This window comes from Corynebacterium sp. MSK047 (assembly GCF_030232285.1).
GTDB classification, from domain to species: Bacteria; Actinomycetota; Actinomycetes; order Mycobacteriales; family Mycobacteriaceae; genus Corynebacterium; species Corynebacterium jeikeium_D.
This window is the reverse complement of the sequence record NZ_JASPJI010000024.1, coordinates 1-26,551: the sequence shown is the minus strand read 5'-3', so window position 1 is coordinate 26,551 and position 26,551 is coordinate 1. Positions and strand designations below refer to the sequence as shown.

The following is a 26,551-nucleotide window of genomic DNA, read 5'->3' as shown; positions in this document are numbered from 1 at the left end:
CCCCTTACGAGGTGGCCATCACCTTCGTCTCCCCGATTGCGTCCTTGATCTCGTTGATTCCCTTTTCAAAGATGCGCTGGAGGCCCAGTGCCAGGATCAGCGACGGGATGATGAACAGCGCCAACATGAACATCAGCTTCCAGTAGTCGGCCTCGTAAATACCGGCGATGGAGCTGCGGAACATGTCAATCGCGTAGGTACCCGGCAGCCACGGGCTAATGTTCTGGACCCACTGTGGCACCAGAGGCAGCGGATACGCGCCACCTGCGGCCGAGACCTGCATCACCAGCAACAGCACGCAGATGGCCTTGCCGGCGTTGTCGAAGGTGAAGACGAACGAGAAGACGATCATCATGAACACCAGCGAGATCATCCAGCCGGCCAGCAGCATCAGGAATCGGTGTGCGGGATCGACGTCCACGTACACCTGGAGTCCCAACACCATCAGCGTGGCCTGAACCAAGCCAACGGTGGCGAAGGTGGCGAACCGGCCGAAGTACTTCTCGACGCGGGTGTAGTCATCGGTCTGGGCAGCGTTAATTTGCTGGTCGCTGGGCTCGACGGCCTCGGCGTCAGCATCATCGCCGACCTCAGCGGCTGCATCGCTCTGCGCCTCATCGACCGCGGCCTCGACCTCATCAGCACCGACCTCATCGCCGACCTTCTGAGCGCCGCGGCTACGCACCGTGGTGCGAATCAGCACCGACGACAGCAGCGCACCGATCCACAGTGCGAGCGTCGCATAGAACGGCGCCATGCCCGCACCGAAGCTCTTGACTGGGAAGACGGGGTCTTCCTCGACCTGCACCGGCGCGGCCAACTGCGCTGCCAGGGCACTGGGGTCGTCACCGATGGCCGCGGCAATGCGCGAGAGATCACCGGTGTCCTTCGCCTCTTCCAGCGCGTTGTGGATCTCGTCGAAACGAGCGGCCAGATCATCAAAGCGGTTGCTCAAGCCCATCGTGGCAGCGCTGGTCCTACGCAGCGTATCCACCGGCGAGCCAGAAAGCGTACCGCGGATGCCACGAATGTCCTCGCCAATGACCTCGATGTCATTGCTCAGTCGCGACACCGGCTCCGACAGCGCGTCGATTTGCGGACGCAGGTTCTGCTCGTAGGAGTTCTTGGCATTTTCCACAGCGGCAATCGCAGCCGTGAAAGCGTCCTTCGCCTGGCTTATCGACGATCCCGTATCCCGACCACCACGCAAATCCGCTGCCACGGCAGAGAAACTCTCCTGCAGCCCACGGGTGCGAGCGATCGAGGTGTTCAAGTCGGAGATTGCATGGTCATAGCCCGGCTTCGCGATACCCGGAACCACTGCCCCAACAGTGTCTTCCAGGTGGTCGCGCATCGCAGTCAGACCATCGGCCTGCTGGCCGAACTTGGCCGCCATCGCATCAAAGGTATCCGCGGCAGCGCCGCTGGTGGCCTGGCTGCCGTCGACAAGCTCGTTGACCCGATCGCGCACGCCTTCATAGCTCGCCTGCGTTGCGCCGAGCGCCGTGCTAACCGAGCCGCGAACATTGCCGACCGCGGCCTCCAGATCGCCGGCGACGTTGCCGTCACCGGAACCGTTGCGCAGAATATCCATCCGCGCACCAGCGTTTTCCAAGATGGAATCCGCGGTCTCCACCAGCGGCACGGTGGTCTCCACCAGCGTGGACAGCGAACGAGCAGTCTGCGCGCCAGAGCGCAGTCGCGCGGCGGTGTCATCAACGCGGTTTTGCACGCGCGTCAGCGCCTGCTTGGAGTCGGAGGTGTCCAGGTACTCATCCAGCGAGGTGATTGCGCCCAAACCAACGCTGGCGACGACCTGCGTGAAGTTCTTATCGATCTCCTGAATAACGCCACTCGCGCCCTTGCCCGTAATGATCGACGACAGCGCGTTCTTCTTCTCATTCGTATAGAGCGTCAGCTTCGGCGCCTTGGTACCGCGGACGTAGAAGGTCATCAGTTCGGTACTGAAGTTCTCCGGAAGCACGATTGCCGCGTAGTAGTCACCGGACTTGGTGCCATCGATGGCGTCATTGGAATCCGTAATCCGCCAGTCAATGTCGTGATTACGGCTCAGCTTCGACAGCACCTCATTGCCCAAGTTGAGGTCAATCGCACCGATATCCGTGCGATGACCGCGGTCATTACTGGCGACCGCAATCTTCAGCTTTTCGGTGTTCTCAAACGGCTCCCAGCTGGCCAGCACGTTAAAGCAGGTGAACAGCAGCGGAATCAGCACCAGACCGAAAACCATGATGCCGGTCATCGTGTTCTGGCGGATCACCCGAAAGTCGTTCCGCACAATTTCAAGAACGTTTTTCATTAGGCTTCACCTTCTGGGGAAGTCTTCACGCTTGCCGACGACACCTTCGTCTGTGGCTCAAACGTATCGCCAGCATTTTCCAACGAGTACGCATGCGGATGGGAAGTCTGGTGCTCCATGTAGGCGCGCAGCTCTTCCTCCGACAGCTCGCTGAGCTCCTGGGCGTGAATCACAGACTGCTTGACGTACTCGCGCACCGCGATGTAAGCGAGGCAGAGCAGTACGAACAGGCAGGCTAGACCGAAGAACAGGGCCTTCTGATCCGGGTAGTTGCGGGCCAGAATACCCAGTATCACCAGGGCGACCACTGCGACACCAATGGCAATGCGCATGAACAGCGTGTAGCTGCCACGCAGGTTCTCCATCCGCTCATCGACTCGCGTCTGGTACTCCTCGCGGTTGCGCAGCGCGAAGACCAGGTCACTGAGCTTGTACCCACTACCGACCAGATGGACTTCTTCGTTGTTGACCAGACCGCCCTCTTCAAGCTGGTGGTTAACCAAGACGTTGACCGAGGACAAGCTGCGGCGCAGCCAGTAGCCGACCACGTAGGCGATCACTGCCATGACCATTAGGGTGAGCATGTTCTTCAGGTAGTAATTGGAGTAGAAACCACCAATTGTCTCGCGGAGAGCATCAATACCGTAGGTCAACGGCAAGAACGGATTCAGTGCCTGGAAGAAGTCCGGTGTCATCTCAATTGGATAGAGACCGGCGGCACCAGGGATTTGAATAAACGCGAGCACCACGGCGATACCGCGTCCCACGTGCCCAAATGCCGCCACCATACTGTAAATAATGGCGAGATAACACAACTCCACCACGACACAGGTGAGGACGAACGCAACCGCGCTGACATGCTGCACACCAATGACAATGTCACCGATAGAGACAATCAGCGCCTGGAAAATAGCGATGATGCCCAGCAGCAATGTGCGGCCCATGTACGCCTGGCCCACCGTGATTTCCTTGAAACCTTCCGCATCAACTTCCACGCGGAAAATCACAATCAGGATGAACGCACCAATCCACAACGACAGGTTGGTAAACAGCGCCGCCATACCCGAGCCGTAGTGATCCACCGGGAACACGGCCTCAGTCTGGATCTCGGCCGGATCGCTCAGGAACTGCGAAATTCCCTCGGGGTCGAGGTCATTGACCATGTTCATGGCTTCGCGCTCTTCGGTGGTACCCAGGGTAAGAACATCGAGACGCGCAGTTTCCAGGCCATCGCGCACACCATCAAGGTCAGCCTTGAAACTCTCGAGGACCTGAGTCGCAGCGGAAAGCTGCCCACTCGTAGCGTCGAGAAGCGCGGACGTTTCCCGGACGGTGTCCTTTTGCGCGCCGAGCGCCGCCGCGTACGAGCCCACGCGCGCGTTGAGCTGATTAAGCGCCCTGCTCAACTGCGGGAGCGCGTCCTGGGACGCCTCGCGGATCTGATCCGAGGCGGCCTTGCCGTCCTTGGTGGCCTGCGCCAATGCCTCGCTGGTGGCGTTGAGGGAGTCGAGAGTTCCCTGCGCCGAGCCGGAGACGTTCTTCAGGCCCTCCACCAGCTCTTTATTGGTGGCGTTGCTCTCGTCGAGCGCATCGATGGTGCGCTGGATTGCCTGCTTATCCGGGCCGTTGAGCGGGCTGGCATCCAACAGGGAATTCAGCCCACCAATGACCTGATCCGCCTGCTTGACGATGTCCTCCGCCGCAGCCGTCGCGGAATCCGAACGGGAAATTGCGCCCTGCAGATTGCCAGTCATCGCGCCGATCGCGGCGTTGGCATTGCCGGTGCCCTCTACCAGGGCGGTACTGCCCTGCAGGTAGGCATCGTTGAGATCCGCGGAGAAATTCAGGACCTCGTTGTTGAGCTCACCAGTAATCGCCTGCACCTGCGTCAACGCATCCTGGGCATCGTCGAGGGCCGTATCTACGCTGCCAAGAGTCTTCTTAATCTGCGCAATCGTCGGCTGCAGATCGCCAATCTGCTCCTGGATAGCGCCGACTTCATCGCGGCTATTGGCAACCGCATCAGCGACATCCTGGAAAGCATCAGCGGAATTAAGACGGGCCGCATCGAACCGACCTTGCAGCAGACCGCCAGCTTCCTTGACCTGCTCGGTGACCGCCTTCGCGATCTCCTTATTAAAGGAAGCGGAGATCTGACCATCAATGCCGGACGCGCCCTGCGCCGTGATGTGCGGCGAGATTGCGTTGATCTTCTGGTTAGCGCGGTAGGTCAGTTTTGCTGGATGCCCCTGCCCTTGGATTAGATCGACCATTTCCTGCGAGAAATTCGGCGGAATGGTGATTTCGGCATAGACCTTGCCGCGCTTTAGATCTCGGTCTGCCTTCTCGGCATCGGGGAACTGCCAGCCCAGTTCATGATTTTCTTTTAGTTGTTTGACCACCTGGTTACCGATATTGAGACTTCCGGTAACCGAGGAACTCGCGCCCTTGTCCTCATTCACAATTGCCACGCCGATGTTCTCGGTGTGCTCGTACGGATCCCAGAAGCCCGGGATGTTGAACCAGGAATACAAGGCAGGGGTAATCATCACGCCGATGATGATCACCCACACTCTTGGGCTATTGCGGAGACGGCGCAAGTCTCGCTTCAGAATAGACCAGCTAGTTTGCACCTTTAGGACGCTATCATCTTTACCCCGCTAAATACATTGGTACTAGTTTTAGAACTATCGCTGGGCGGGATGAGTTGAGTGGATGACTGAGCTGGGCGGGGTGAGTGGGCGCACTGGGTGGAGTGAGCAGGCGGACTGGGCGGGGTGGTTGACTGGGAGCCGTCGACAACGCCGTTCACCCCTTATGGCACGTAACTCTTACGGCACAGAAACCCGCGCATATTTCCCCCACTAAAACCCCCGAATGATGAAATTCATATAACCAACGGGGTAAGGTACATCACATGCAACGCGGACTACTGCTTCTATGCCGCGGCGGGGCTTGGGTTTAAGGCCGGCTCCCCGTCGCGGGGTTAGTTGTGCCGGCCTACAAGAAAAGTCCGAATTAGAAAGGCCCACAACATGTCTCCTTCCGATGCTTTTATTTCCGCTCCTTCTGTAATCTCCACTCCTGCTGGCGAGATTCCGGAAGGACAGCCTGCTTGGAATAAGCAGCGCAACTCCCAGATGGCAACCAACCGCTACCTGCCTTACGACCAGGAAGTTCAGGACTTCCAGCTGAAGGACCGCACCTGGCCGGACAAGCGCATTACTAAGGCTCCGGTTTGGTGTGCCGTCGACCTGCGCGACGGCAACCAGGCACTGATTGATCCGATGAGCCCGGAGCGCAAGCGCCGCATGTTCGAGCTGCTGGTCCAGATGGGATACAAGGAAATTGAGGTCGGATTCCCGTCCGCTTCCCAGACCGACTACAACTTCGTGCGCGAGATCATTGAGAAGAACATGATTCCGGACGACGTCACCATCCAGGTCCTGGTTCAGGCTCGCGAGCACCTGATTCGCCGCACCTTCGAGGCATGTGCCGGCGCCAAGAACGTCATCGTTCACTTCTACAACTCCACCTCGATTCTGCAGCGCGATGTTGTGTTCCGTAAGGACAAGGACGCAATCAAGAAGATTGCCACCGACGCCGCGAAGCTGATTAAGACCATCGCGAAGGACTACCCGGACACCAACTGGCGCTGGGAGTACTCGCCGGAGTCCTACACCGGCACCGAGGTTGAGTACGCCAAGGAAGTTGTCGACGCCGTGGTGGATGTCATCGACCCGACGCCGGACAACCCGATCATCATCAACCTGCCGTCGACCGTGGAGATGATCACTCCGAACGTCTACGCAGACTCCATCGAGTGGATGCACCGCAACCTCAACCGCCGCGACTCCATCATTCTGTCGCTGCACCCGCACAACGACCGCGGCACCGGCATCGCCACCGCCGAGCTGGGCTACATGGCCGGCGCAGACCGCATCGAAGGCTGCCTCTTCGGCAACGGCGAGCGCACCGGTAACGTCTGCCTGGTCACCCTGGGCCTGAACATGCTGACCCAGGGCGTCGACCCGCAAATCGACTTTTCCGACATCGATATGATCCGCCGCACCGTCGAGTACTGCAACCAGCTGCGCGTGCCGGAGCGCCACCCGTACGGCGGCGACCTGGTCTTCACCGCTTTCTCCGGTTCCCACCAGGACGCCGTGAACAAGGGCCTCGACGCAATGGCAGACAAGGTCCGCCCGGGCGCTGCCGTCAAGGAGCTTTCCGACGAGGACCTGCGCGCGGTGACCTGGGAGGTTCCTTACCTGCCCATCGACCCGAAGGACGTCGGTCGTTCTTACGAGGCCGTTATTCGCGTGAACTCCCAGTCCGGCAAGGGCGGCGTGGCCTACATCATGAAGACGGACCACGGCATGAACCTGCCGCGCTCCATGCAGGTCGAGTTCTCCTCCGTCGTGCAGGCAGTCACCGACGCCGAGGGCGGCGAGGTCAACTCCAAGGCGATTTGGGACATCTTCGCAGGTGAGTACCTGGACCGCGAGGTTCCGCTCGAGCAGATTGCCCTGACTGTCGATGCCCCTCAGAACGAGTCGGACGCCACCAAGATCAAGGCTCACATCGTCTACGAGGGCAAGGAGCAGACCGTTGAGGGTGTCGGCAACGGCCCGCTGGCCGCTTACGCCAACGCCCTGGAGAAGCTCGGCATCAACGTCGAGGTTCAGGAGTACGTCCAGCACGCTCGCACTGCAGGTGACGACGCCGAGGCTGCGGCCTACGTCCTCGCAGATGTCAACGGCACCAAGGTCTGGGGCTCCGGCATCGCTGGTTCTATCACCTACGCGTCGCTGAAGGCAGTCACCAGCGCGGTCAACCGCGCACTGGCTTAAACTCCGCATAGTTACTGACTAGGTTTATGACACTTTCGTGGCAAAATTTGTGCTCAAAGTGTCATAAACCTAGTCAGTTTCTTTTTGGGGCAAACTATCCAGCGGTCCCTCGGCCCCGCTACCCAATCAACGGGCCGGCATTGCGCACATCCGCACGGAAAGTCACCCCACCTGCGGCTACCACGTGTTCGCGCTCGATGAGGATTGAACGGAGCGTCGATAAGCGAACTGCGTGCAGTTCCACCTCTTTCCACACCACCCGCGCGACATCAAGACCCGTTGCGCGCAGCGAGCGCTCGCGGTAGGTCTCCCGCGTGAGCAGCTCGGACTGAGCCTCGGGCGTCGGCGCGACCTCGCTCGCCGAATACTTGATGTGGCCATCGAACTCCACGACAAGCAGCAGGTCGGGGATATAAAAATCCACGCGGGCGAGAAAGTGCGGCGGATCGTGGCTGGTGCCGCGCGACCAAATTTCGGCTTGCTCGTGGAATTTCAGGCCGAGTTCGAGAAGAGCGGCTTTAGTCAGCGCCTCACCGGGCGTTTCGCAGCGACCATGACAGACCGCGAGCGCACGGTGAAACAGCTCTTGGCCCCGCACGCTGGGATAATGCACCGGGAGCTCCTCAAGCTGATCGCGCGTGGCGCCATGCCGCAGCGCACCTTCGACAGCCAACACCGCCGCCCGCCACGACACGGACTCCGGCCCCTTCTGCCTGAACCGGACGCGGCACTCATCGAAGGCCGCACGCGCGAGCACCGCGACCCGCCGGTCCGCGAGCCCCTGCGTGTGATCCAGATGGATCTCCGAGCGCAAGCGCATGCAATAGTCGATGCCGTGGAACTCCTGACTCCCGCCCACGACCACAATCTTCGCATCGCGCACCAGCACCCACGAACCGTGCAAGGCCAGCGCTGCAGCTCCCGAAATAACGCCTGACGACGTCTCGGAGACCACCGCCAAAGCAGTAATAGCCAGGCGTTTCTCGCGGTGGAGCCCCTCCCAGGCGTGCGCGACTACATAGTGACCTCGGCAAAGCCGCTCCAGATAACCGGCCCGCGCTTGCCTTGCGACCTCGCGGTATCCATTCCCCGGCTGGTCATCCGGCCTAATGATTCCAAACTGGTCCGCCACCAGTTGCTTGCGTTTCCTGTTGACCATTTCTCCCCCGCCCCGTGGTTGTTGTCCTGTGGCTGTTGCCCCGTGGTAGTTATTTCGTCCTTATTTTTGTGGCGCTGTTTTGTGGCCCCTATTTAATAAGGCGCGGAAATTGCCCTCGCGGTTCCATTCCTTTTCGGCTGAGCACCCAGTCGGGGGAAAAACTATTGGGGCTTGCGTGGTTTTTGTAGTTTGCGTGGTTTACGGGACCCGTGTGACCGGATCCCCCGGTCCTTCTGAGCTTGAGGCCGAGCTAGTGCCCAAGTTACTGACTAGGTTTATGACACTTTCGTGGCAAATTTTGTGCTCAAAGTGTCATAAACCTAGTCACTTTCTCCGCGGGTGAGCGCACCCGCTAGTCTTGAGGCATGACTGAATCGGCGCGCGAGGAGCGCAAAGCGACTGGGACCTCTTCTCAGACGAAGAGGCGGCGGCGGAATCGTCGCCGTTCTCAACGCGCGTCGGCAGCGGGCGCGAAAACACCACCAACAGCACCGGCTTCCACCACAACGGACGCAGCCACGACCAAGGCAGCTACGCCGGCCTCAACCACCACCGACGCGGCCACGACCAGCGCGGCTGCTACCGGCGCAATCGCAACCGGCGCGAGTACCGCTGGCACACCCACACCGGCCACAACCACACCCGCCACAGCCGAGACCGCCGCAACAAAGGCTGCTGACGAACACAAACAGTTCTCGTCGGCGGAGGAAGCTCCTTACGCAATCGTGTCCATCCAGGCCACGGGCATCCATCCCAAGACGTCTCGGCTGGTCAGCCTGGGAGTGTCCACCGCCGACAGTAGCGGCAACATCGTGGACACCTGGCATGTCGTCATCAATCCCACCGAGGATCCCGGCCCGACACACCTCCACGGCCTCGAGCCCGCGGACTTCGAGGGGGCACCGAAATTCGGGGTGATCCAGGCCAAGCTCGCGCACGCGCTCGATGGGCGCACGTTGGTTGCTCATAATGCGCCGCTGGTCTGGGGTTTTATAGTTGCCGAGGCCAAGAGGGCCCGTCGTCAAGCGAATCGTGAGCGATCCGCGCGGAATAAGCGGGGGCGTCGTCGTACGCGCACTCGCGTCGCGCGGATTCCGGCGCCCGCACGGATTGCCGATACGTTGGAAACGGCGCGTCGCCAGGGCAAACGGCTTGACGACGCACGCCTGCGCGCCGTCGCGCGCGCCTATGGCCTCGATGTGCCTTCGCCCGAGGCATCGATTGCTGGCATCTCGGTGCCGGAGCGAGTGCGGACGTTGGATGACGTCACCACCACGCTTGCGCTGTTCCGCGCACAGGGCGGGCTCGATGCGGGCGCAACCCTGAACATGTACACGCCCGACCAGCTGCGCGAAGACATTGTGGGCCTGCAGCGCTCGGCAGTGCGTGTCGACGCGATGGAGGCACCGCGCCCCGTGGAGAACCCCGGCCGCTATACACCGGGGCGGAAGCTCGCGGAGGGCATGGAGTTCGTCGTGGCGCCAGAGGTGTCGCTGGACCCGGATGAGTTGATTGCGGCGGGTGTGCGGGCTGGGCTGGCGTACTCGGAGAAGGTCACTCGGGAGTCGTCGGTGCTGGTGTGTAACCGGCCTGCAGATGTGACTCCGGATCAACTGACGGGCAAGGCCATGCATGCCCACCGGAAGGACATTCCGATCGTTTCCGATGAGGCGTTCTTGCGGCTGGTCGGCGAGATGGAGAAGTAGGGCTATTCAGCGGCGCTAAACAGACTCTGCTCCATCTGCCTCATCGTTGTTGCGAACCGTGGCTAAATAATCGCTGCGAGAAGTGATCCAGTTTTGCAGCTGGCTTGCCTGCTGCTCGATGGCCTCCGCCGTGACGGCATCGGTTACGGGCATGGCTGCTGCCAGAGTCTGCACGGTCTGGGAAGCTACTCCTGACGCGAAAATCTGATCATAGAGATCCCAGTATTCCTGCTGGTAGAGGTCGGAGAACTCTTCGATAGCCAGAAAGCGAGATCGCAAGGAATCACTCTCGGTGCTGTCAGCGGCATCCGCGTCCGTGGCTTCGTTGCTATCGCCTTCTGCGGTTGCGGAAGCACGTTCTCCGCCGAGTTCGCCGGGTTGCCCGCCGCCAGCGTCGCCAGCGTCGCCAGCGCCTACGGGGCCGCCTTGACCGCCGGGCTGCCCGCCGCCGCCCATGGTGACGGAATCAGTCGGATCAGCGCTGGTCTGCCCGGCCATCGCCATATTGAGATCCCACGAAATGACGCTCAGCAGCCCAGTGTCATTGTCGTACCAGAGATAGAAGTTTCGGCCCGGACCTTCCATATCGTCCTGGTTGACCAGAAGATTCTGGGTAGCCAGGTAACGGGCATAAGACTCCACATCCAGATAGTCCCCGAGGTGCTCTGCAAACTCCTCCTCATCAGCGGAATCCAGCCACTTCAAAAAGGAAATGATTGGCTGCACATCGGAGCTGCCTTCACCATTGAGCTGTTTGAACTGGTCGGTGTAGTCAGACTGATCGTCGCCTTGGTAGCTGAATTTGCTCTGGGCATCGGCCTTGAACAGCACCCCATTGCCCAACTCGTCAGCGTAGTTCTCATCGGGATTCTCAATGACCAGTCGCGTCGTAGTATCCGAATCATTAACGCTGTAGGTCACAAATGCTCCCTGCTGGCTGACTTGATCCGTCTGTGCGGTCAGATTCAATGCGAGAGCCTCAGAGAGAGTGTCCGTGCCTGGTCGCACTGAAAGCTGGCTCATCCCCTGATAGGTGCGTCCTTCTTGGTACTTATCGAAGCTCAGCAGCAGTGGGTATGTAGAGGCATCGTCTTCGCTGATTCCAGCATCCATTCCGCCTCCGCCCGGGCCACCCATTGCCCCGGGTTCGCCCATCTGTCCGGGTTCACTCATGTCTCCCTGCGACGCTCCAGTAGGCATTTCCTCGCCGGACGGGGCGCCAGCTGGCGGTGCGGGGAAGTTCGCGGCATCCGCTGTCGCATCTCCGCTGGTGCCGCCCGGCGCGCTAACGCCATCCGGTGGGGTTGGCATATCTGGCCGTTCAGCTCCGCCCGGGCCACCGCCCTGTGCGCCATTCTGTTCGCCGCCCGAGCCACCCGGGCCACCACCCTGTTCGCCACCCGAGCCACCGGCACCATTGCCGGACAGCGCGCGCAGCGTGGAGTTACCTTTCAGCCTGACTCCCACGTCCTCGATGGTCACTCCATCAATCGTGACGGTGGCCTTCTCCCAGGTTTTGTCACCATCTTCCTGGTAGTCACTGAGCATCTCGTCAAGCGCGTCTTGGTCAATTTGAATACTGATGGAATGGGCGCTGGTGTCGTCGAAAAGCGAAGTCGTGCCACTGCCGACGTCGATTACCGAGGTGCTTTGCGACGCCGCAGTATTAAACTCCGACGAAATATATGGCATCACCGTGGTTGATCCTGCGATTCCGCCAACTGCGATGAGCACCGCGGCAGACCCTGCCACCAGGCGTCGATTCATCCGCCATAGCGCCTTTTTATACACTGGCATGGCTGAAATTCCTTAGCTGTTTAAATGTCGGTCTGGTCATGCCCGGTCAGCACGCTGACCTTCTGACCAAAGTTGATTTCCTGAAGCTTCGCAACGACCTCCTGAGGCGCAACGGACTTGCGTACCTGTGCGGTGTAAGAGAGCTCAATCAGAGCACCACCACGCACAGATTCCGCAGTGACCAGCTCAAAGGAGTCACAGAATTCCGCGAGTACCATCTCGACCTGGCGAGTGCTTTCTGTCTGGCTCACTCCCTCAGCAGGAATCTGGACCTTGATGACCTGTCGCTGAATGTCCAGTCGGAACCAGTTGAAGCGGTACATCACAACCAAGGCCGTACAAATGAGCGCGGTTGCACCAATTGCCAGGGCGTAGAAACGGGTACCGGTGGTCATACCGATGGCCATGGCCAGGAAAATGAACCCGACATCGCGGGTTTCCTTCACCGCATTACGGAACCTCACCACTGAGAGCGCACCCACCAGCGCAAATGCGCGGGCAATGTTGGAGCCAACCACCAACATGATTACTGAGAGCACCATGCCGATGAGCACCAGTGTTTGTACATAGGACTGCGAGTAGGAGACGTTTTTGTGCGTTCTCTGGTAAACCACTCCGACAATCGAGGTCAGAATGAATGCCAGTGACAGCGAGATGAGAACGTCGGCAAGCGAGAAGGTGCCGGAGAGATCCTGGAAGTTGAGGTTGAAAAGGTTAGAGGTATCCATGAAGGTGGTCCTTTCAGAAAGTAAGAGCAGGGGCGGTGTGGGTCAGTGCGCGGCGGTCAGCGTCAAAAATGGGATCGACGGCGCCGGAAGCCGAAGCTGGACGTTGCTTGAAAGCCTCAATGGTTTGGCAGTACTTCGACATCCGCACGATGTCTAGGCCATAGCGTGCGGTCAGATCGGTTAGCCATAGCGGCAGGCGTTCATCGGCCTTGATTTCCATCACGCACATCCCCACTGGCACCGTGGGCACATCAGCCTCACTGCTGCCGAGTAGAAAATCACGGTCGCGCCCGCACACGTTGTGGTCGAAGGTCACTCGAATGCCGGTTTCGGCATCGCGCCCAAAGTAGGCTTCACGCATGTACGAAGTGGTTGCAATCGGGCGCAGCTGGTAGCTGGTAACCATGGCTTCAACTTCGGCAAGCAGGCTGTGGTGCTCAGCCCCGACGCTGTCGCGCAAGGCATCCGCACCCAGGCGAATACCTGCACTGTCGCCGGTGACATCGCAGAGCGCCAGAGCCTCACCGAACTTCAGCTCCAGTCGACGCTTCTGGGTTACGCGATTCACGCGCTGCTTGACTTCCACGGTCACCGGGCTGTCCCACTGCGCGTACCCATCGCCATAGCGGCGGATTCGTACCTTGCGGCGGAACTTCAGTCCCTCGATCTTTTCCCAGTAGCAGCGGAGGTCAGCAGAATCGAAGTACAGCGACTCCACTCGAGCACCGCCTTCGGGTTGATGCGGATCCGGCTCAAGGTGATCGGCGAGCGCGTGACGCAACTGCGGCAGCTGATCTTCGGCAATGAGGTACTTATTCTCAAAGCGGTTGAATCTGTGTCTCATGGGCACTATTTGACCGCCCCGGAATCAAAACCTCCGGAAAGCTACCTGGAAATTTCCTGTGACTGGGCGTCCAGGTTTTTCCCAGGTTTCCACCAGGTAGATTCAAGTTCTATCGGCGATGCTGGTAACACCTCCGTTAATAGAACGGCAAGAGAAAGAAGGCTCCCATGGACAATGCCCTCACTGGTAAAACTCCAGCAGACACGGCGAAACCGGGTGCTGGTCATCGAGTACTTGTTGTCGACGATGAACCAGCTATTGTCGAGCTGCTCCGAGTCAGCCTGCGCTTCCAAGGGTTTGAGGTCGCCACTGCATCTGATGGACGCGCCGCAATAGACGTCGCAAAGCAATTTGGTCCCGACGTCATCATCCTTGACGTCATGATGCCCTACCTCGACGGCTTCGAAACCCTAACTAAACTGCGCGCCTCAGGTATCAGCGCGCCGGTGCTTTTCCTGACCGCCCGTGACAGCGTCGATGACAAAATCAAGGGACTGACCATGGGTGGAGATGACTACGTCACCAAACCCTTCGATCTAGAGGAAGTCGTCACCCGTGTATATGTGCTGCTGCGACGTGGCACAGGTGGGCTTCCCGAAGCTGAAGACACCGCCGTCTCCTTCGGCCCATTTCGGCTTGACGACGCGTCCCACGAGGCCTTTTACCAAGATGAATTGGTAGAGCTCTCCCCGACTGAGTTCTCACTACTACGTTTTCTCATTATCAATCACGGAGTGGTGCTGTCTAAGGCAACTATCTTGGACAATATTTGGCACTACGAGTTCGGCGGCGATGGCAACTTGGTGGAAACCTACATTTCTTATTTGCGCCGAAAAATTGACCGAGGTCCGCAGCACTACATCCAAACTGTCCGCGGAGTCGGCTACGTGCTGCGCGAACCACGGTAGAAACAGGCAGAGACCACACGACCTCCCACATTCATTACCCAGCACTGGGGCAACAATAAAAAGGCATCGACGTTGATGAAGAACAATCGCGGTACTGATTCGAGCAGACAGCGCAGCACCTCCGGAAGCTCGATGAGGGCGATGGGGTCAATGGGTACGATTCAGCGGGCGTTAGCACGGCAGCCGCTGCGTCGGGCCCTACTAGTGCTGCTAGCGGTGACGCTTGCCACCGGATTAGTACTCAGCGCTATCGCCGTGACTCTGACGGTGCGAGCCCAATTGCTCGAAGATGTCGATAAATCCCTGCTAGAGGCGTCGCATCATTGGGTGAAGCCACAGCCAGACTCGTCTCAGGGCGGGGCTCCACTTCCACCGGTGGCACCTGGACAACCCGCTCAGGGCGGTCCCGCTGTGGATCGCCCCTCACTGGATCGACCACCATCACCCTTCTACGTCCAGCTTTATTCCGAAACTGGTGCTGTTCTCACCACAATTAATGACTCAACGTCGACGCCGGATTTTTCCTTAAGCCTTAACAAGGATGCCAGCTCCGCGAATGGCGGCGGTGACAGTGGTGACGGCCAGGGCGACGGCCAGGGCGACAGTCGCGCAGAATGGACCGATACCGCCGGAAAACACAATGCTGAAGTAGCAGCCCAACAACCATTCACAGTCAGCTCCACCGATGGCAGTGGCAGTTGGCGCGTCATTGTGTTGCCTGCTGGCTCGAGTGAACCGGCTCCTTCCACGTCGGCCACCAGTCCGGATCCCGCCGTCGACTCTGATGCGGCTACTACACCAGCTCGAGTAGTAATTGCTATGACGCTGGAACAGCAGGTCTACCAGACCATCAAGCTGCTCATCATTGTCCAAGTAGCCTGCGGCATCCCCGTGCTGCTGCTTCTCATCGTGGCTTCCAGCTGGATTATCAGACGGTGGCTTCAGCCTCTTAAAGACATTGAAACTGCTGCAGGTGACATCGCCACCGGTCGTTTCGATGTCCAGGTGCCGGAGCAACCAGTCTCCACCGAAATCGGCTCACTGTCCCGGAGCTTCAACTACATGGCAGGCCAGCTCGACGAGGCATTTACGCAGGCTTCGAACTCCGAGCAGGCTGCGCGTGAATCCGAACGCCGGATGCGACAATTTGTCGCCGATGCCGGGCATGAGTTACGTACTCCGGTGACGTCGGTACGCGGCTTTTCGCAGCTCTACCAACAGGGTGCGATTGAAGCTGAACCGGCGATGGAAATGATTTACAACGAATCCGGACGTATGAAGTCACTGATTGAAGACTTACTGTCCCTCGCCCACTTCGACTCCGCCCGGCCGATTGCTGATGAGCCAGTGGATCTGGCAACTGTTATCAATGACTGCGCCGCCAGCGCCCGCGCCAGCTATCCCAACCGCAATATTGCCGTGCGCATTAATGCTGATCCACGCCCGTCTGGAGACGAAGCCCGGCTGCGCCAGGCCGTAGCCAACCTGGTCACCAATGCATGTGTGCATACCCCAGATACTGCGAGTATCAGCATTGCTCTCGATGCCGACGGCACCGACGCGGTAATCACTGTTTCCGACACCGGACCAGGAATTCCCGCTGCTGATCAGGGGCGAGTCTTCCAACGTTTTGAACGTCTCGACCAATCACGGTCACGACACCAAGGTGGTGGCTCTGGCCTGGGACTAGCGATTGTGCGTGAGATTATCGCAGCTCACGGAGGCACGATTACTCTTGACTCGCACACAGCTGATACCTCAAGTGCTGACGAGAAAACCGCGCACCAGCATGACCACGGTTGTGTGTTTACTATCCGATTGCCGCTGTGATTTGCCGCTGCCAACCAGCACCCCCCAACCCGCCCACAAATCCCATCAGGCCTCGCAGGCCTGCTTCTTAGGCCTAGCCCTTTCGTGCGCGTAATATTTACACACATGACAAATGGCACCTCTCCGCAATCGCATTCCGCTGATAGCGCGGATGCCAGCCCGCACGGTACTGCTTCGAGTGGCTCCCGCGACTCGAATAGTTCTCGTGGCCTGCGCGGCACCGGCGCCCGCCTGCGCGCTCGGTTTGCGACTGCCGCCGCTCACGCCGCCACCTGGGCTTCCCGGAAGTCCGGCCGCGGCGCGGGTGGCATGATCGGTGGCCTGATTGCGCAGAAGATTGACCCGCGCATTCTGGCTTCCCTCGGCAAGGGACGCCCGGCCGCGATCATCACTGGCACCAACGGCAAGTCCACCACCACCCGCATGTTCGCGGCCGCCATGCGCGCCGCTGGCCACAACGTGGCCACCAACGAGGGCGGCGACAACATGGACGCGGGTATTATCTCCGCGCTGCTCGCCACTCCCGATGCGGACAGCCTGGTCCTGGAGGTCGATGAGCTGCACGTCCCGCACATCGCAGAGGACCTGAAACCGCAGGTCCTGGTGCTGCTGAACCTTTCCCGCGACCAGCTCGACCGCGTCGGCGAGATCAACAAGATTGAGGCCACACTCCGCGCTGCGGTGGACGCTAACCCGCAGGCGACGGTCATCGCCAACTGCGACGACCCACTCATCGCGTCGGCTGCCTGGGACGCCAAGAAGGTTATTTGGGTCTCCGCGGGCGGTGGCTGGACCAACGATGCCACCTCTTCCCCACGCACCGGCGGCCCCATCATCCAGGACGGCCACAACTGGTACGCCGTGAAGCCACTCCCGGACGGCTCGGAGTTCAAGCGGCCAGAGCCGGACTACCGCATCACTGCGGAGGGCGTCATCACGCCTGCTGGCGACACCCTGCCGATGAACCTCACGCTGCCGGGCAATGCCAACCGCGGCAACGCCACCTTGGCGATCGCGGGCGCTGTCGATATGGGCGCGGACCTGGAGAAATCCCTCCGGGCCACCGAGACCGTCGACAACGTTGCGGGTCGCTACTCCACCATGGTTGTTCGGGATGACAAGGGCGCCGAGAAGCACGTGCGCATGCTGCTGGCCAAGAACCCCGCGGGCTGGCAGGAGGCGCTGTCCATGGTCGACCGCACCGCGGATGCAGTGGTCATCGCAGTCAACGGTCACGTCGCTGACGGCGAGGACCTGTCCTGGCTGTGGGATGTCCGCTTCGAGGACTTCGACGGCATGGATGTGTTATCCGCGGGCGAACGCGGGACTGACCTCGCGGTGCGGTTGCTGTATGCGGGCATTGATGCGAGGTTGGTCGCAAATCCGCTGCAGGCGATCCGGTCGTGTGAGGCGCGGGGGTCGTCGTCAAGCGTCACCCGAGTTGAGGTGCTGGCGAACTACACCGCCTTCCGCGATTTGAAGCGCGACATCGAACGAGCACAGGAGGAAAAGTAAATGAGCGAGCTGTCTATCGGCCTGATCCTCCCGGACGTGCTGGGCACCTACGGCGATGACGGAAATGCGCTGGTGCTGCGGCAACGCGCGCGGATGCGTGGGATTGACGCCGAGATTGTCCCGATCAAGCTGGGCGATGCCGTCCCCACCGACCTGGATATTTACACCGTCGGCGGCGGCGAAGACGTCGCGCAGACCATCGCGGTGGAGCATCTGATCAATGACGGCGGCATCAAAAAGGCAGCCGAGGCCGGGAAGCAGATCCTCGCGATTTGCGCGGGCTTCCAGATCTTCGGCAATTCCTTCCGCGCGGGCGGACGCGACGTCGCAGGTCTCGGCCTTGTCGATTGCACCACCGATTCGCTGGAATCGCGCGCAATCGGCGAAATCTGCACGCTCGTCGATCCCACGAACGGTTTGCTTGACGACGTCGACGCCAGCCCACTGACTGGCTTCGAAAACCACATGGGTCGCACGACCCTGGGTGCCGATGCGAAGCCGCTTGGTCGGGTTGTCCGTGGCGTGGGCAATACCGGACCGGAAGTGGAGCAGGCGGACTCCGGGATTGCTCCGGGAGTGGATGTTTCTGCACTCACACCGACCGGTGGCGCCGAAGGCGCGGTGCAGGGCTCGATTATCTGTACCTACCTGCACGGACCTGTGTTGGCTCGCAATCCGCAGCTGGCTGATCTGCTGCTGGCCCGCGCGACCAACCAGGACCTGTCGAGCCTGGCTCCGCTAGACCTCGAGGTAGTGGATAAGCTGCGCGAAGAACGCATCCTGTCCAAGCCGCGTCCGAAGAGCGAGCGCTAGTCTTGTAGTTTCGCGCGCGGCCGGTTGGAGGCCTTAAACCTTCAGCCGGCCCGTCAGCGCGCGGGACAGGGTCAGTTCATCGACGAACTCCAGGTCCCCGCCCAGTGGCATGCCGGAGGCCAACCGAGTTACCTCGAGATCCGGGAAGTCCCGCAGCAGCCGGGCCAAATAGGTCGCGGTGGCTTCGCCCTCGGTGTTGGGGTCAGTCGCGATGATGACCTCGTGGATTTCTGGGGGTTGGGTCTCGTCGACGTCGTCAAGCACGCCTGCGATACGTTGCAACAGCGTGCGGATATTGAGCTCGTTCGGACCGATGCCGCCAAGCGGATCGAGCGCCCCGCCGAGCACGTGGTAGCGACCGTTGTACTCCCCCGTGCGCTCGATGGCCTGGATATCGCGCGCCTCTTCAACGACGCACACCAAACCTCGGTCGCGGCGTGTGTCCGAGCAGTACTGGCACACATCGGTTTCCGAAATGTTGCCGCAGACCCGGCAGAATTGCACACCCTCGCGCACCCGACCAAGCGCGGATTGGAGCCGGCCGATGTCCTCCGGCTCCGCCTTCATCAGGTAGAAAGCGATACGCTGAGCTGACTTCGGGCCGATGCCCGGCAGGCGCGAGAACTCATCAATGAGATCTTGGAGTGGTCCCTCGAACAATGATAATTACCTACAAATACTGGTCTGAAAAGCTAATTTAGAAACCGAGGCCACCGAGACCGTCGAAGCCCTGGGACAGCGGGCCCATCTTCTGCTCCGCCAGCGACTGCACCTTAGCGGTAGCGTCCTGGAAAGCAGCGAGAACCAGGTCCTGCAGCCCGTCGACATCCTCCGGGTCAACGACCTTCGGATCAATGGCGATGTCCGTGACCTCGCCCGAGCCCTGCATAGTCACCTTGACCAGACCGCCGCCGGCCTCACCGACGATGGTGGAAGCGACGATCTCCTGCTGTGCTGCCTGCAGCTGCGCCTGCATCTGCTGTGCCTGCTGCAGAATTGCGTTCATATCTGGCTGAGTCATAATTAATGTTCCTAACTATTGTGATCTTTACGTGCTGATTTGTAGTTACGCGCACGCTTCTAAGGCTCATCGCCCATGCTTTACGACGCGCATCGCCGCCCCATTCTAACGGCTCTAGCGGTCTTCCAGCGGTTTGGCTCCCAGCTCCTTTTCCAGCATCTCCATGACCACGTCCTTTAGCGAGCGGTGATCGAGAGACCCGACCTCGTTCGCGGCCTCGAAATACTCGGAGGTGTCCTCTTCGTAGTTGTTGTCCTGCGGGGTTTGGGGAACCGGGTTGTAGTTGGTGTTGGCGTTGGAGTTGTAGTTGGACGGGTTGCGCGAACTGTAGCTCTCTGTGCCCTCTGCGCCCTCTGGTGGAGCGAACTCCTCCATCGGCTCTGGTGGCAGCGGGACGCCGCCGAAGCCCGAATCCTGATTGGCCTGGGCCTGGGCGTTTGCTTGAGCGTTTGCTTGCGCATTGGCCTGGGCCGCGCGCAGGAATGACTGCGGCTGATTTGGCTGCTGCGGTTGTTGCTGGGCCGGGTTCGGGTTCGGTTGAGCTGGCTGGCTTGGTTGGCTTGGCTGATGTGGCTGTGCCGGCTGGTCGTGGCCTGCCTGCTGTCCCATCACAGCACGCTTGGCGGCTTCGATTTTGGCACGGCGCTCAACAACGGATGCGTATGCCGACGACCGCTGCGGGCCTGGCTGCGGCTGCTGTACCTGCTGCTCAGATGTCTCTGGTTGCGCTGGTGCTGCTGGTGTCGGTGCAGGGGCGGTGTCGTTCGGCGAGGACGAACCTCTTGACGACGAATCATCCTCCCCGGAACCACCACCAGTAGCTGTTGAGCGCGGTGCGCGCGGGCGCGTACCGACGACACAGTGCACCTGGCCGTTGAAGCCCGTCACCTGCTTCACTGCAGCGGACAGCGCCTGAGCGTAATCAGGCGTATTGAGCCTGGTAGCGAGCGCTCCTGTGCTGTGCCCAATGACGAGCGTGTCGTTTTCGACATCGAGCGGTACCGCCTGCTCGGCCAACACGCGAATGGGGAACGCATGCTGTCCGTCGACTGCTGCGAGAATCTCCTGCCAGTGCTCGCGGATTTGCTCGATACCGGCGGGTGCAGGTTCGGGCTCCGGCTGTGGTGTTGGTTCCGGCTTCGGTTGCGGTACTGGCTCTGGTGCTTGCTGAACTTGCGGTGCCGGCTGCGATTCCGGTTCCTGAGTAGTCTGCGTTGGCTGCTCAGGCTGGACTGGTTGCTCGGGCTGGGCGGCCTGAGTTGGCTGCTCAGAGTGGGTTGGCGAGGCAGAGACAACTGGCTCCTCCTCGACAATCGACATCGAGCCGCCTTCCCCCTCACGCTCGCGGGTTTGCTGCTCACGCTCCTGCGCAAGCTGCGCCCGAGTCTGCTGCTCGCTGATGCGGGCATGCTCCGCCATCTTCCGACGGAACTCACGAATCTTCTCCGCCTGTGCTTCTTCCTCGGACATCGGCTGCTCAGCCGGTTCAGGCTGCTGCGGTTGTTCGGCCTGCTGAGACTGTTCAACTGATTCGGCCGGCGTAGCCTGCGTAGGCTGTTCAGCGGGCGCAGTAGGTGTTTCTGGTGCAGGCTGCGGCTCAGTTACCGACTCCTGCGACACCGGTGCCGCTGGTGCAGACTGCTGCTGAACAGGTTCCGGCTGGGACTGAGGCTGCGACGATGCCTGCGCGGGCGCCGCCTGCCCAGCACGACTGCCCTGGGCCTGCGCCCCCTTCTTACGCTGGGCATTCCGCTGGCGCCACGCCTCACGAGCCGACTGGCCAGACTGCATCGGCGAAGCATCGGCCTCAGCCGCACCCGACCCCGACCCCGCGGCGGAAGACGCCGGTGCCGCTGCGGGGGTTGCGGCCCCCGAGCCGTCGGCAAGCGCGGGCCTGCCGTGCTCCAACGCCTCTACGCGTTGCAGCAGCGACTCCACGGAGTCTTCGGTGGCGGGCAGGAGCATGCGCGCGCACAGGACCTCGAGAAGCAGGCGCGGCGAAGTCACGCCGCGGAAGTGACGCAGGCCGTCAGAGAGCACCTGCGTGAAGCGCGTCAGGGTAGCCGGGGGAATTGTCCCGGCCTGCTCCAGGACACCGTCGATTTGGCTCTCCGGAATCTCCACCAAGCCCTGCTCCAGCGCATTCGGCACCGCCGAGAGCACCAGCAAATCACGCACCCGTCCAAGGAGATCCGAGGCAAACCGCGCCGGATCCTGACCCGACATAATCACACGCCCGACCACACTAAACATGGCCGCGCGATCACCAGCTGCCAGCGCCTCGATCGCATCCGTGATAATCACGCTGTCAGTGACACCGAGAATGGCCGCAGAAGTTTCATAATCCACGCCATCGGTGCCGGAGCCAGCGATCAACTGATCCATAATCGACAGCGAATCACGCGGCGAACCACCACCGGCCTGGATGACCAGCGGATACACGTCCGGGTCCACCTGCACGCCCTCGGCCGTCACCACACGTTCAAGCAACCCGCGCATATCCGGCGGAGTCAGCAACCGGAACGGGTAGTGATGCGTACGGGAGCGAATCGTCGGCAGCACACGCTCAGGCTCCGTGGTCGCAAAAATGAAGATGAGGTGCTCCGGTGGCTCCTCCACAATCTTCAACAGCGCATTGAAACCCGAGGCGGTAATCATATGTGCCTCGTCAATAATGAAGATGCGGTAGCGCGACTCCGCCGGCTGGAAGATAGCCTTTTCCCGCAGCTCACGCATATCTTCCACACCGTTGTGGGAAGCCGCGTCCAGCTCAATAACGTCCAAATTGCCCGGACCACCCGGCGCCAACGCACGACACGACGCACACTGGCCACACGGTGTGGCCGTCGGCCCCTCCGCACAGTTCAAACTGCGCGCCATAATGCGCGCCGACGAGGTCTTGCCACAGCCACGCGGCCCGGAAAACAAATACGCATGGTTAATGCGGTTGGGACGCCCCTGCGCATCCCGAGATTCCAACGCCGCCGACAGCGGGTCAGTTACGTGCCGCTGCCCCACCACTTCGGCGAACGATGCCGGACGATACTTCCTATACAGAGCCACGTGCTCAGCCTACCTTCCACCCCGGACCGGCTAGTTCGAACCCTCCTGGGAAACAACCGAATCACGGCACCAATCCCGCAGGTCAGCATCTACTTCGGCCAACTTCTGCATCAGCGCCTGCGGCCCCTGCTGCTCATAAAACACCAGCTCCGCATCCGTAATTGGCACCAGTTGCGTCATCGTGGTCATGCGTCCCTGCGGCGACTCCACATCGCCCTCATGCAGGCTGATCTTGCCCGGCATCTCAGACACATTTGGCACCCCGTCGCTCCACACATACGGCACCGTGCACAGCACGTGCGCCACGGTAAAGGCAGTGCTTGACGACGACTCCCCTACCTCGGCAACCCGATCGGACACCAGCCGCACCGCATTCGGGATGACACGGCCCGGAATTGGCGAGAGAAACTCCGGCTCTTCCTCCACCAGCGCTCCCGCGGCCGCGACCATGGTGGCCACGGGAAAGCCCGCGTAGGCGACGGCGAAAAGCTCCACACGGATATCGGTCTGCGCGGCACCCGTTAGGCCACAGTAGTTGCGACCCAACTCCACCGTGGCGGCTGCCGTTTCCGGACGACGCTCGTTCGCTTGGCCGTCCGGCTCGTCGTAAAGCGGGAACTCAGCGACCCGAAGTGGAGCCGAATCGTGTTCCTGCCCGTGCCGACCACTGGCCGGCAGCTCCGTCACATACTCGCCGACCTCAGGTTCTCCGGGGAAAAGCCCGGAGATCCAAAACTTCGTCTCTTCGAAGTTCATATAGTCCTATCCCGACCTACCTGGCCTACGCAGTCGCCTTCTCGGCGGCGGCGAGCAGCACACAGGTAGCGACGCCGTCCATAGCAACCTCGAGCTCTTCCATCGGAGGCAGCGACGGTGCCAGGCGGATGTTGCGGTCATTCGGATCCTGCTTCAGCGGGAAGGAAGAACCCGAACCGGTCAGCGCAATGCCGGCCTCCTTTGCCAGCTCCACCACGCGACGAGCGGTGCCATCAACCACGTCGAGGTTGATGAAGTAACCGCCGGTCGGCTTCGACCACTCTGCCACGCCGTACTCCGTCAGGCGCTCATCCAGAATCTGCAGAACCTTCTCAAACTTCGGAGCCAGCGACCCTGCATGACGGCGCATCTGCTCGCGCACACCCTCCGCGTCACCGAAGAACTTGGCGTGAGCCAGCTGGTTGACCTTGTTCGGGCCAATGCCGCGGATACCAGCGTGCTTGAGGTAATCCTCCAAGTTGGCATCCGAAGAAGCGTAGAAAGCAACGCCGGCACCAGCGAAGGTAATCTTCGAGGTCGAGCCGAATGCCCACACGCGGTTCGGATTGCCCGCCTCTTCCGCCCACTTAATGACGTTGTGAATCTCCGGGAACTCATCCGTCAGCGTGTGAACCATGTAGGCGTTATCCCACATCAGACGGAAATCCGGAGCAGCGGTTTCCATCTGGACCAGACGGCGGCAGACCTCAGCGCTGTAGGTCACGCCCGTCGGGTTCGAGAACATCGGGACATTCCACATGCCCTTAATCTGCGGGTCAGAGGCAACCAGCTTCTCCACGACATCCATATCCGGACCGTCTTCGTTCAGCGGCACCTGGATCATCTCAATGCCGAAGTGCTGCGTAATGGAAAAGTGCCGGTCATACCCCGGAACCGGGCACAGCCACTTCAGCACCGGCTCCTCGTTCCACGGGCGCTCCGAGTCCACGTTGCCAAACTGCATGGCCCACGAAATCAGGTCAAACTGGATATTCAGGCTGGAAGCATCCTGTGCCAGGACGTTTTCCACCGGCAGATCCAACAACTCCGCCCAGATAGCGCGGATATCAGTAATGCCCTTGGCGTTGCCGTAATTGCGGACATCCTCCCCAGAAGCCGAAATATAATCCGGCGCAGGGAGACCCAGCAGGGCGTTTGCGAAATCAAGCTGCTCCGACGACGGCTTACCACGAGTCAAATTCAGTGCGAGGTTACGGGACTTCAGTTCCTCATATGCCTTCGCAAACTCATCCTTGTGTGCCGCCAACTGCTGAACATCGAAGGAATCCACGGCCATGGTGTACGCACCCTCCCAGGTATCGGACATAAGTTAAAACCTGACAAAACTGGCACGGAAAACTTTTTCCCCGCGCCGCATCCGGCTTTGCAACCAAGTGTAAGGCATACCCCGGATTGGGATTTCTACAACTTCCCCGACAGCGCATCCAGACGCTGCTTACTCGGCCCCTCCAAGCCGATAATTTCTACCTCTTTGCCCCGGTCAGCAAACTTGACCCGCACCGAATCCAATGCCGCCACCGTGGAGGCATCCCAAATCTCAGCCTCCGACATATCGATGACAATCCGCTGCGCAGGATCGGTGTAGTCGAACTGGTACACCAAGTCGTTACTGGAGGCGAAGAACAACTGCCCCCGCACCTTGTACGTCCGGGAGTGGGCGCTGGGGTCGTCGTCAAGCACTTCAATCCTGACCAGGTGAGCGACACGGCGCGCGAACATCAGCGACGCCACGACCACACCCGAAATCACGCCGATGGCGAGGTTATCCGTCGCCAGCGTGGCGATGACCGTCACCAGCATCACCGCCGTCTCCGAACGCGGCATCAGGCGCAACGTCCGCGGGGAGATCGAGCGCCAATCGACCGTGTCCACCGACACCACGACCATCACCGCAACCAGCGCTGCCATCGGAATCACACCAACTGCGGAACTGAGCAGAAGGACCAGAATGAGCAGGAAGACACCGGAAAAGAGCGTCGTCAAGCGAGTGCGTCCCGACGATTCCTTCACACCCACCATCGTCTGACCAATCATCGCGCAGCCAGCGATGCCGCCGAAGAAACCGCCCGCGATGTTCGCCACACCCAGCCCCCACGTCTCGCGGGTCTTGTCCGAATGCGTATCCGTGATGTCGTCCACGAGCTTCGCCGTCATCAGCGATTCCATGATGCCGACAATCGCCACGCCCACCGAATACGGCGCAATCAGCTGCAGAGTCTCCCAGCTCAGGGGCACATTCGGGATCAGCAGCTGCGGGAGGGATTCCGGGAGCTCGCCCATATCGCTCACGTTCGGCACGCGCCAATCCGCCAACACCGCAACAAGCGTGACGACGAGCACAGTCACCAGCGGAGCCGGAATCGCGGTGAACACGCGGGGCAGGAACACCATAATCGCAATACCCAAAGCGACCAGCGGATACACCAACCAGGGCACATCGATGAGATGCTCGAGCTGCGCAGTGAAAATGAGGATGCCCAGCGCGTTGACAAAGCCAATCATGACCGCGCGCGGAATGAAACGCTGCAGCTTAGCGATACCCAGCGCCGCAAAAGCAATCTGCAACACACCCGCGAGCAGCACCGTTGGAATGAGGTAATCCATCCCGTACGTCCGCGACAGCGGCGCGACGACGAGCGCAACCGAACCAGCGGCAGCAGTAATCATGGCCGGGCGACCACCCGTAAAGGCAATCACGATGGCCATAATCACCGAGCTAAACAGCCCCACCGCCGGGTCCACGCCCGCCAAGATGGAAAACGAAATAACCTCGGGGATCAGCGCGAACGACACCGCCGCGCCGGCCAGCAGCTCGGTGCGCAGGCGCTTCGGTGAAGAAACTGCGAACCGGAAGGAGTCCCACACGCCCATTGGCGCTGGGGTTTCTCGGGTTTCTGGTGCTGGTGTTTCTAGCGGTTCTCGTGTTGTCTGTGGTGGCACTCGCGTGTCGTCTGCATCGCTCATGCACAGTATTCTTCCAGACCAGCGAACGCGACCACTTGTGGCCAAGGTATTCACCTATCGATGCGCTGCAGCGTGGCCATAAGTGAATAGCTCATCGATAGGTGAAATGGCCTGGCCAATATCGCGGGGATAAGTGCCGAAAAACATCGATAGATCACAGGAAACCGCCGACAAGTGGGGTTAAGTAAAGAAAAGTGTGTCTTTTCCGGGCGTGTTGCGGTTATTTGATCCAGCCTTTTTGGATGCCGAGGTT

At 60.4% G+C, this 26,551-nt stretch carries 18 protein-coding genes; 6 read left to right on the top strand and 12 right to left on the bottom strand.

All coding sequences use genetic code 11. The features are described 5' to 3' along the window. Positions 1–4 precede the first annotated feature (4 nt). Both QP981_RS09665 and QP981_RS09660 read right to left on the bottom strand, forming a co-directional pair. Positions 5–2,320 (bottom strand): YhgE/Pip domain-containing protein, encoded by a 2,316-nt coding sequence (locus QP981_RS09665; protein ID WP_284857927.1) that lies wholly within the window; start codon positions 2,318–2,320, stop codon positions 5–7. After that, positions 2,320–4,953 (bottom strand): YhgE/Pip domain-containing protein, encoded by a 2,634-nt coding sequence (locus QP981_RS09660; protein ID WP_284857928.1) that lies wholly within the window; start codon positions 4,951–4,953, stop codon positions 2,320–2,322. Before QP981_RS09660 ends, QP981_RS09665 begins: the two co-directional genes overlap by 1 nt. Positions 4,954–5,355: 402 nt before the next feature. On the opposite strand from QP981_RS09660, the gene leuA reads away from it, so the two are divergent. After that, positions 5,356–7,173, top strand: coding sequence for a 2-isopropylmalate synthase (gene leuA, locus QP981_RS09655; RefSeq protein WP_284857929.1), 1,818 nt, complete (start codon positions 5,356–5,358; stop codon positions 7,171–7,173). A gap of 118 nt (positions 7,174–7,291) precedes the next feature. Here the strand turns inward: leuA and QP981_RS09650 are convergent, their stop codons facing one another. Further along, on the bottom strand, positions 7,292–8,332 hold the full coding sequence (locus QP981_RS09650; RefSeq protein ID WP_284857930.1) for a hypothetical protein: 1,041 nt from the start codon (positions 8,330–8,332) through the stop codon (positions 7,292–7,294). Positions 8,333–8,697: 365 nt separating this feature from the next. On the opposite strand from QP981_RS09650, the gene QP981_RS09645 reads away from it, so the two are divergent. After that, complete coding sequence (locus tag QP981_RS09645; protein ID WP_284857931.1) at positions 8,698–10,038, top strand: exonuclease domain-containing protein; 1,341 nt, start codon at positions 8,698–8,700, stop codon at positions 10,036–10,038. 15 nt (positions 10,039–10,053) lie between these two features. Here the strand turns inward: QP981_RS09645 and QP981_RS09640 are convergent, their stop codons facing one another. The 3 genes from QP981_RS09640 to QP981_RS09630 are packed head-to-tail and all read right to left on the bottom strand — an operon-like array spanning position 10,054 to position 13,407. Continuing rightward, a complete protein-coding gene (locus QP981_RS09640) occupies positions 10,054–11,835 on the bottom strand; it encodes a CotH kinase family protein (RefSeq protein ID WP_284857932.1) in 1,782 nt (593 codons plus the stop codon). Between the two features lie 20 nt (positions 11,836–11,855). Continuing rightward, positions 11,856–12,563 (bottom strand): DUF4956 domain-containing protein, encoded by a 708-nt coding sequence (locus QP981_RS09635; RefSeq protein WP_284857933.1) that lies wholly within the window; start codon positions 12,561–12,563, stop codon positions 11,856–11,858. 13 nt (positions 12,564–12,576) lie between these two features. After that, positions 12,577–13,407, bottom strand: a complete 831-nt coding sequence (locus tag QP981_RS09630) for a polyphosphate polymerase domain-containing protein (RefSeq protein ID WP_284857934.1) — start codon at positions 13,405–13,407, stop codon at positions 12,577–12,579. A 167-nt stretch (positions 13,408–13,574) separates the two neighbouring features. On the opposite strand from QP981_RS09630, the gene QP981_RS09625 reads away from it, so the two are divergent. The 4 genes from QP981_RS09625 to QP981_RS09610 all read left to right on the top strand — a co-directional run bounded on the left by QP981_RS09625 (position 13,575) and on the right by QP981_RS09610 (position 18,473). Then, a complete protein-coding gene (locus tag QP981_RS09625) occupies positions 13,575–14,315 on the top strand; it encodes a response regulator transcription factor (RefSeq protein WP_284857935.1) in 741 nt (246 codons plus the stop codon). A gap of 75 nt (positions 14,316–14,390) precedes the next feature. Further along, a complete protein-coding gene (locus tag QP981_RS09620; RefSeq protein WP_284857936.1) occupies positions 14,391–16,145 on the top strand; it encodes a sensor histidine kinase in 1,755 nt (584 codons plus the stop codon). A 105-nt stretch (positions 16,146–16,250) separates the two neighbouring features. After that, positions 16,251–17,660 carry a MurT ligase domain-containing protein gene (locus QP981_RS09615; protein ID WP_284857937.1) on the top strand — a complete coding sequence of 470 codons (1,410 nt, stop codon included), beginning with the start codon at positions 16,251–16,253 and terminating at the stop codon, positions 17,658–17,660. Continuing rightward, positions 17,661–18,473, top strand: coding sequence for a type 1 glutamine amidotransferase (locus QP981_RS09610; protein ID WP_070429221.1), 813 nt, complete (start codon positions 17,661–17,663; stop codon positions 18,471–18,473). It abuts the gene before it with no gap. 33 nt (positions 18,474–18,506) lie between these two features. Here the strand turns inward: QP981_RS09610 and recR are convergent, their stop codons facing one another. The 6 genes from recR to QP981_RS09580 form a co-directional block, all read right to left on the bottom strand. Next, positions 18,507–19,133, bottom strand: a complete 627-nt coding sequence (gene recR / locus QP981_RS09605; protein ID WP_005511888.1) for a recombination mediator RecR — start codon at positions 19,131–19,133, stop codon at positions 18,507–18,509. A gap of 37 nt (positions 19,134–19,170) precedes the next feature. Continuing rightward, positions 19,171–19,494, bottom strand: a complete 324-nt coding sequence (locus tag QP981_RS09600; protein ID WP_005511884.1) for a YbaB/EbfC family nucleoid-associated protein — start codon at positions 19,492–19,494, stop codon at positions 19,171–19,173. Between the two features lie 114 nt (positions 19,495–19,608). Next, on the bottom strand, positions 19,609–22,557 hold the full coding sequence (locus QP981_RS09595; protein ID WP_284857938.1) for a DNA polymerase III subunit gamma and tau: 2,949 nt from the start codon (positions 22,555–22,557) through the stop codon (positions 19,609–19,611). A gap of 30 nt (positions 22,558–22,587) precedes the next feature. Continuing rightward, complete coding sequence (locus tag QP981_RS09590) at positions 22,588–23,313, bottom strand: suppressor of fused domain protein (protein WP_049181430.1); 726 nt, start codon at positions 23,311–23,313, stop codon at positions 22,588–22,590. Between the two features lie 25 nt (positions 23,314–23,338). Then, positions 23,339–24,610, bottom strand: coding sequence for an aspartate aminotransferase type Ic (locus tag QP981_RS09585; RefSeq protein WP_284857939.1), 1,272 nt, complete (start codon positions 24,608–24,610; stop codon positions 23,339–23,341). A gap of 125 nt (positions 24,611–24,735) precedes the next feature. Beyond that, positions 24,736–26,205 carry a SulP family inorganic anion transporter gene (locus tag QP981_RS09580; RefSeq protein ID WP_284857940.1) on the bottom strand — a complete coding sequence of 490 codons (1,470 nt, stop codon included), beginning with the start codon at positions 26,203–26,205 and terminating at the stop codon, positions 24,736–24,738. Positions 26,206–26,551: the final 346 nt, after the last annotated feature.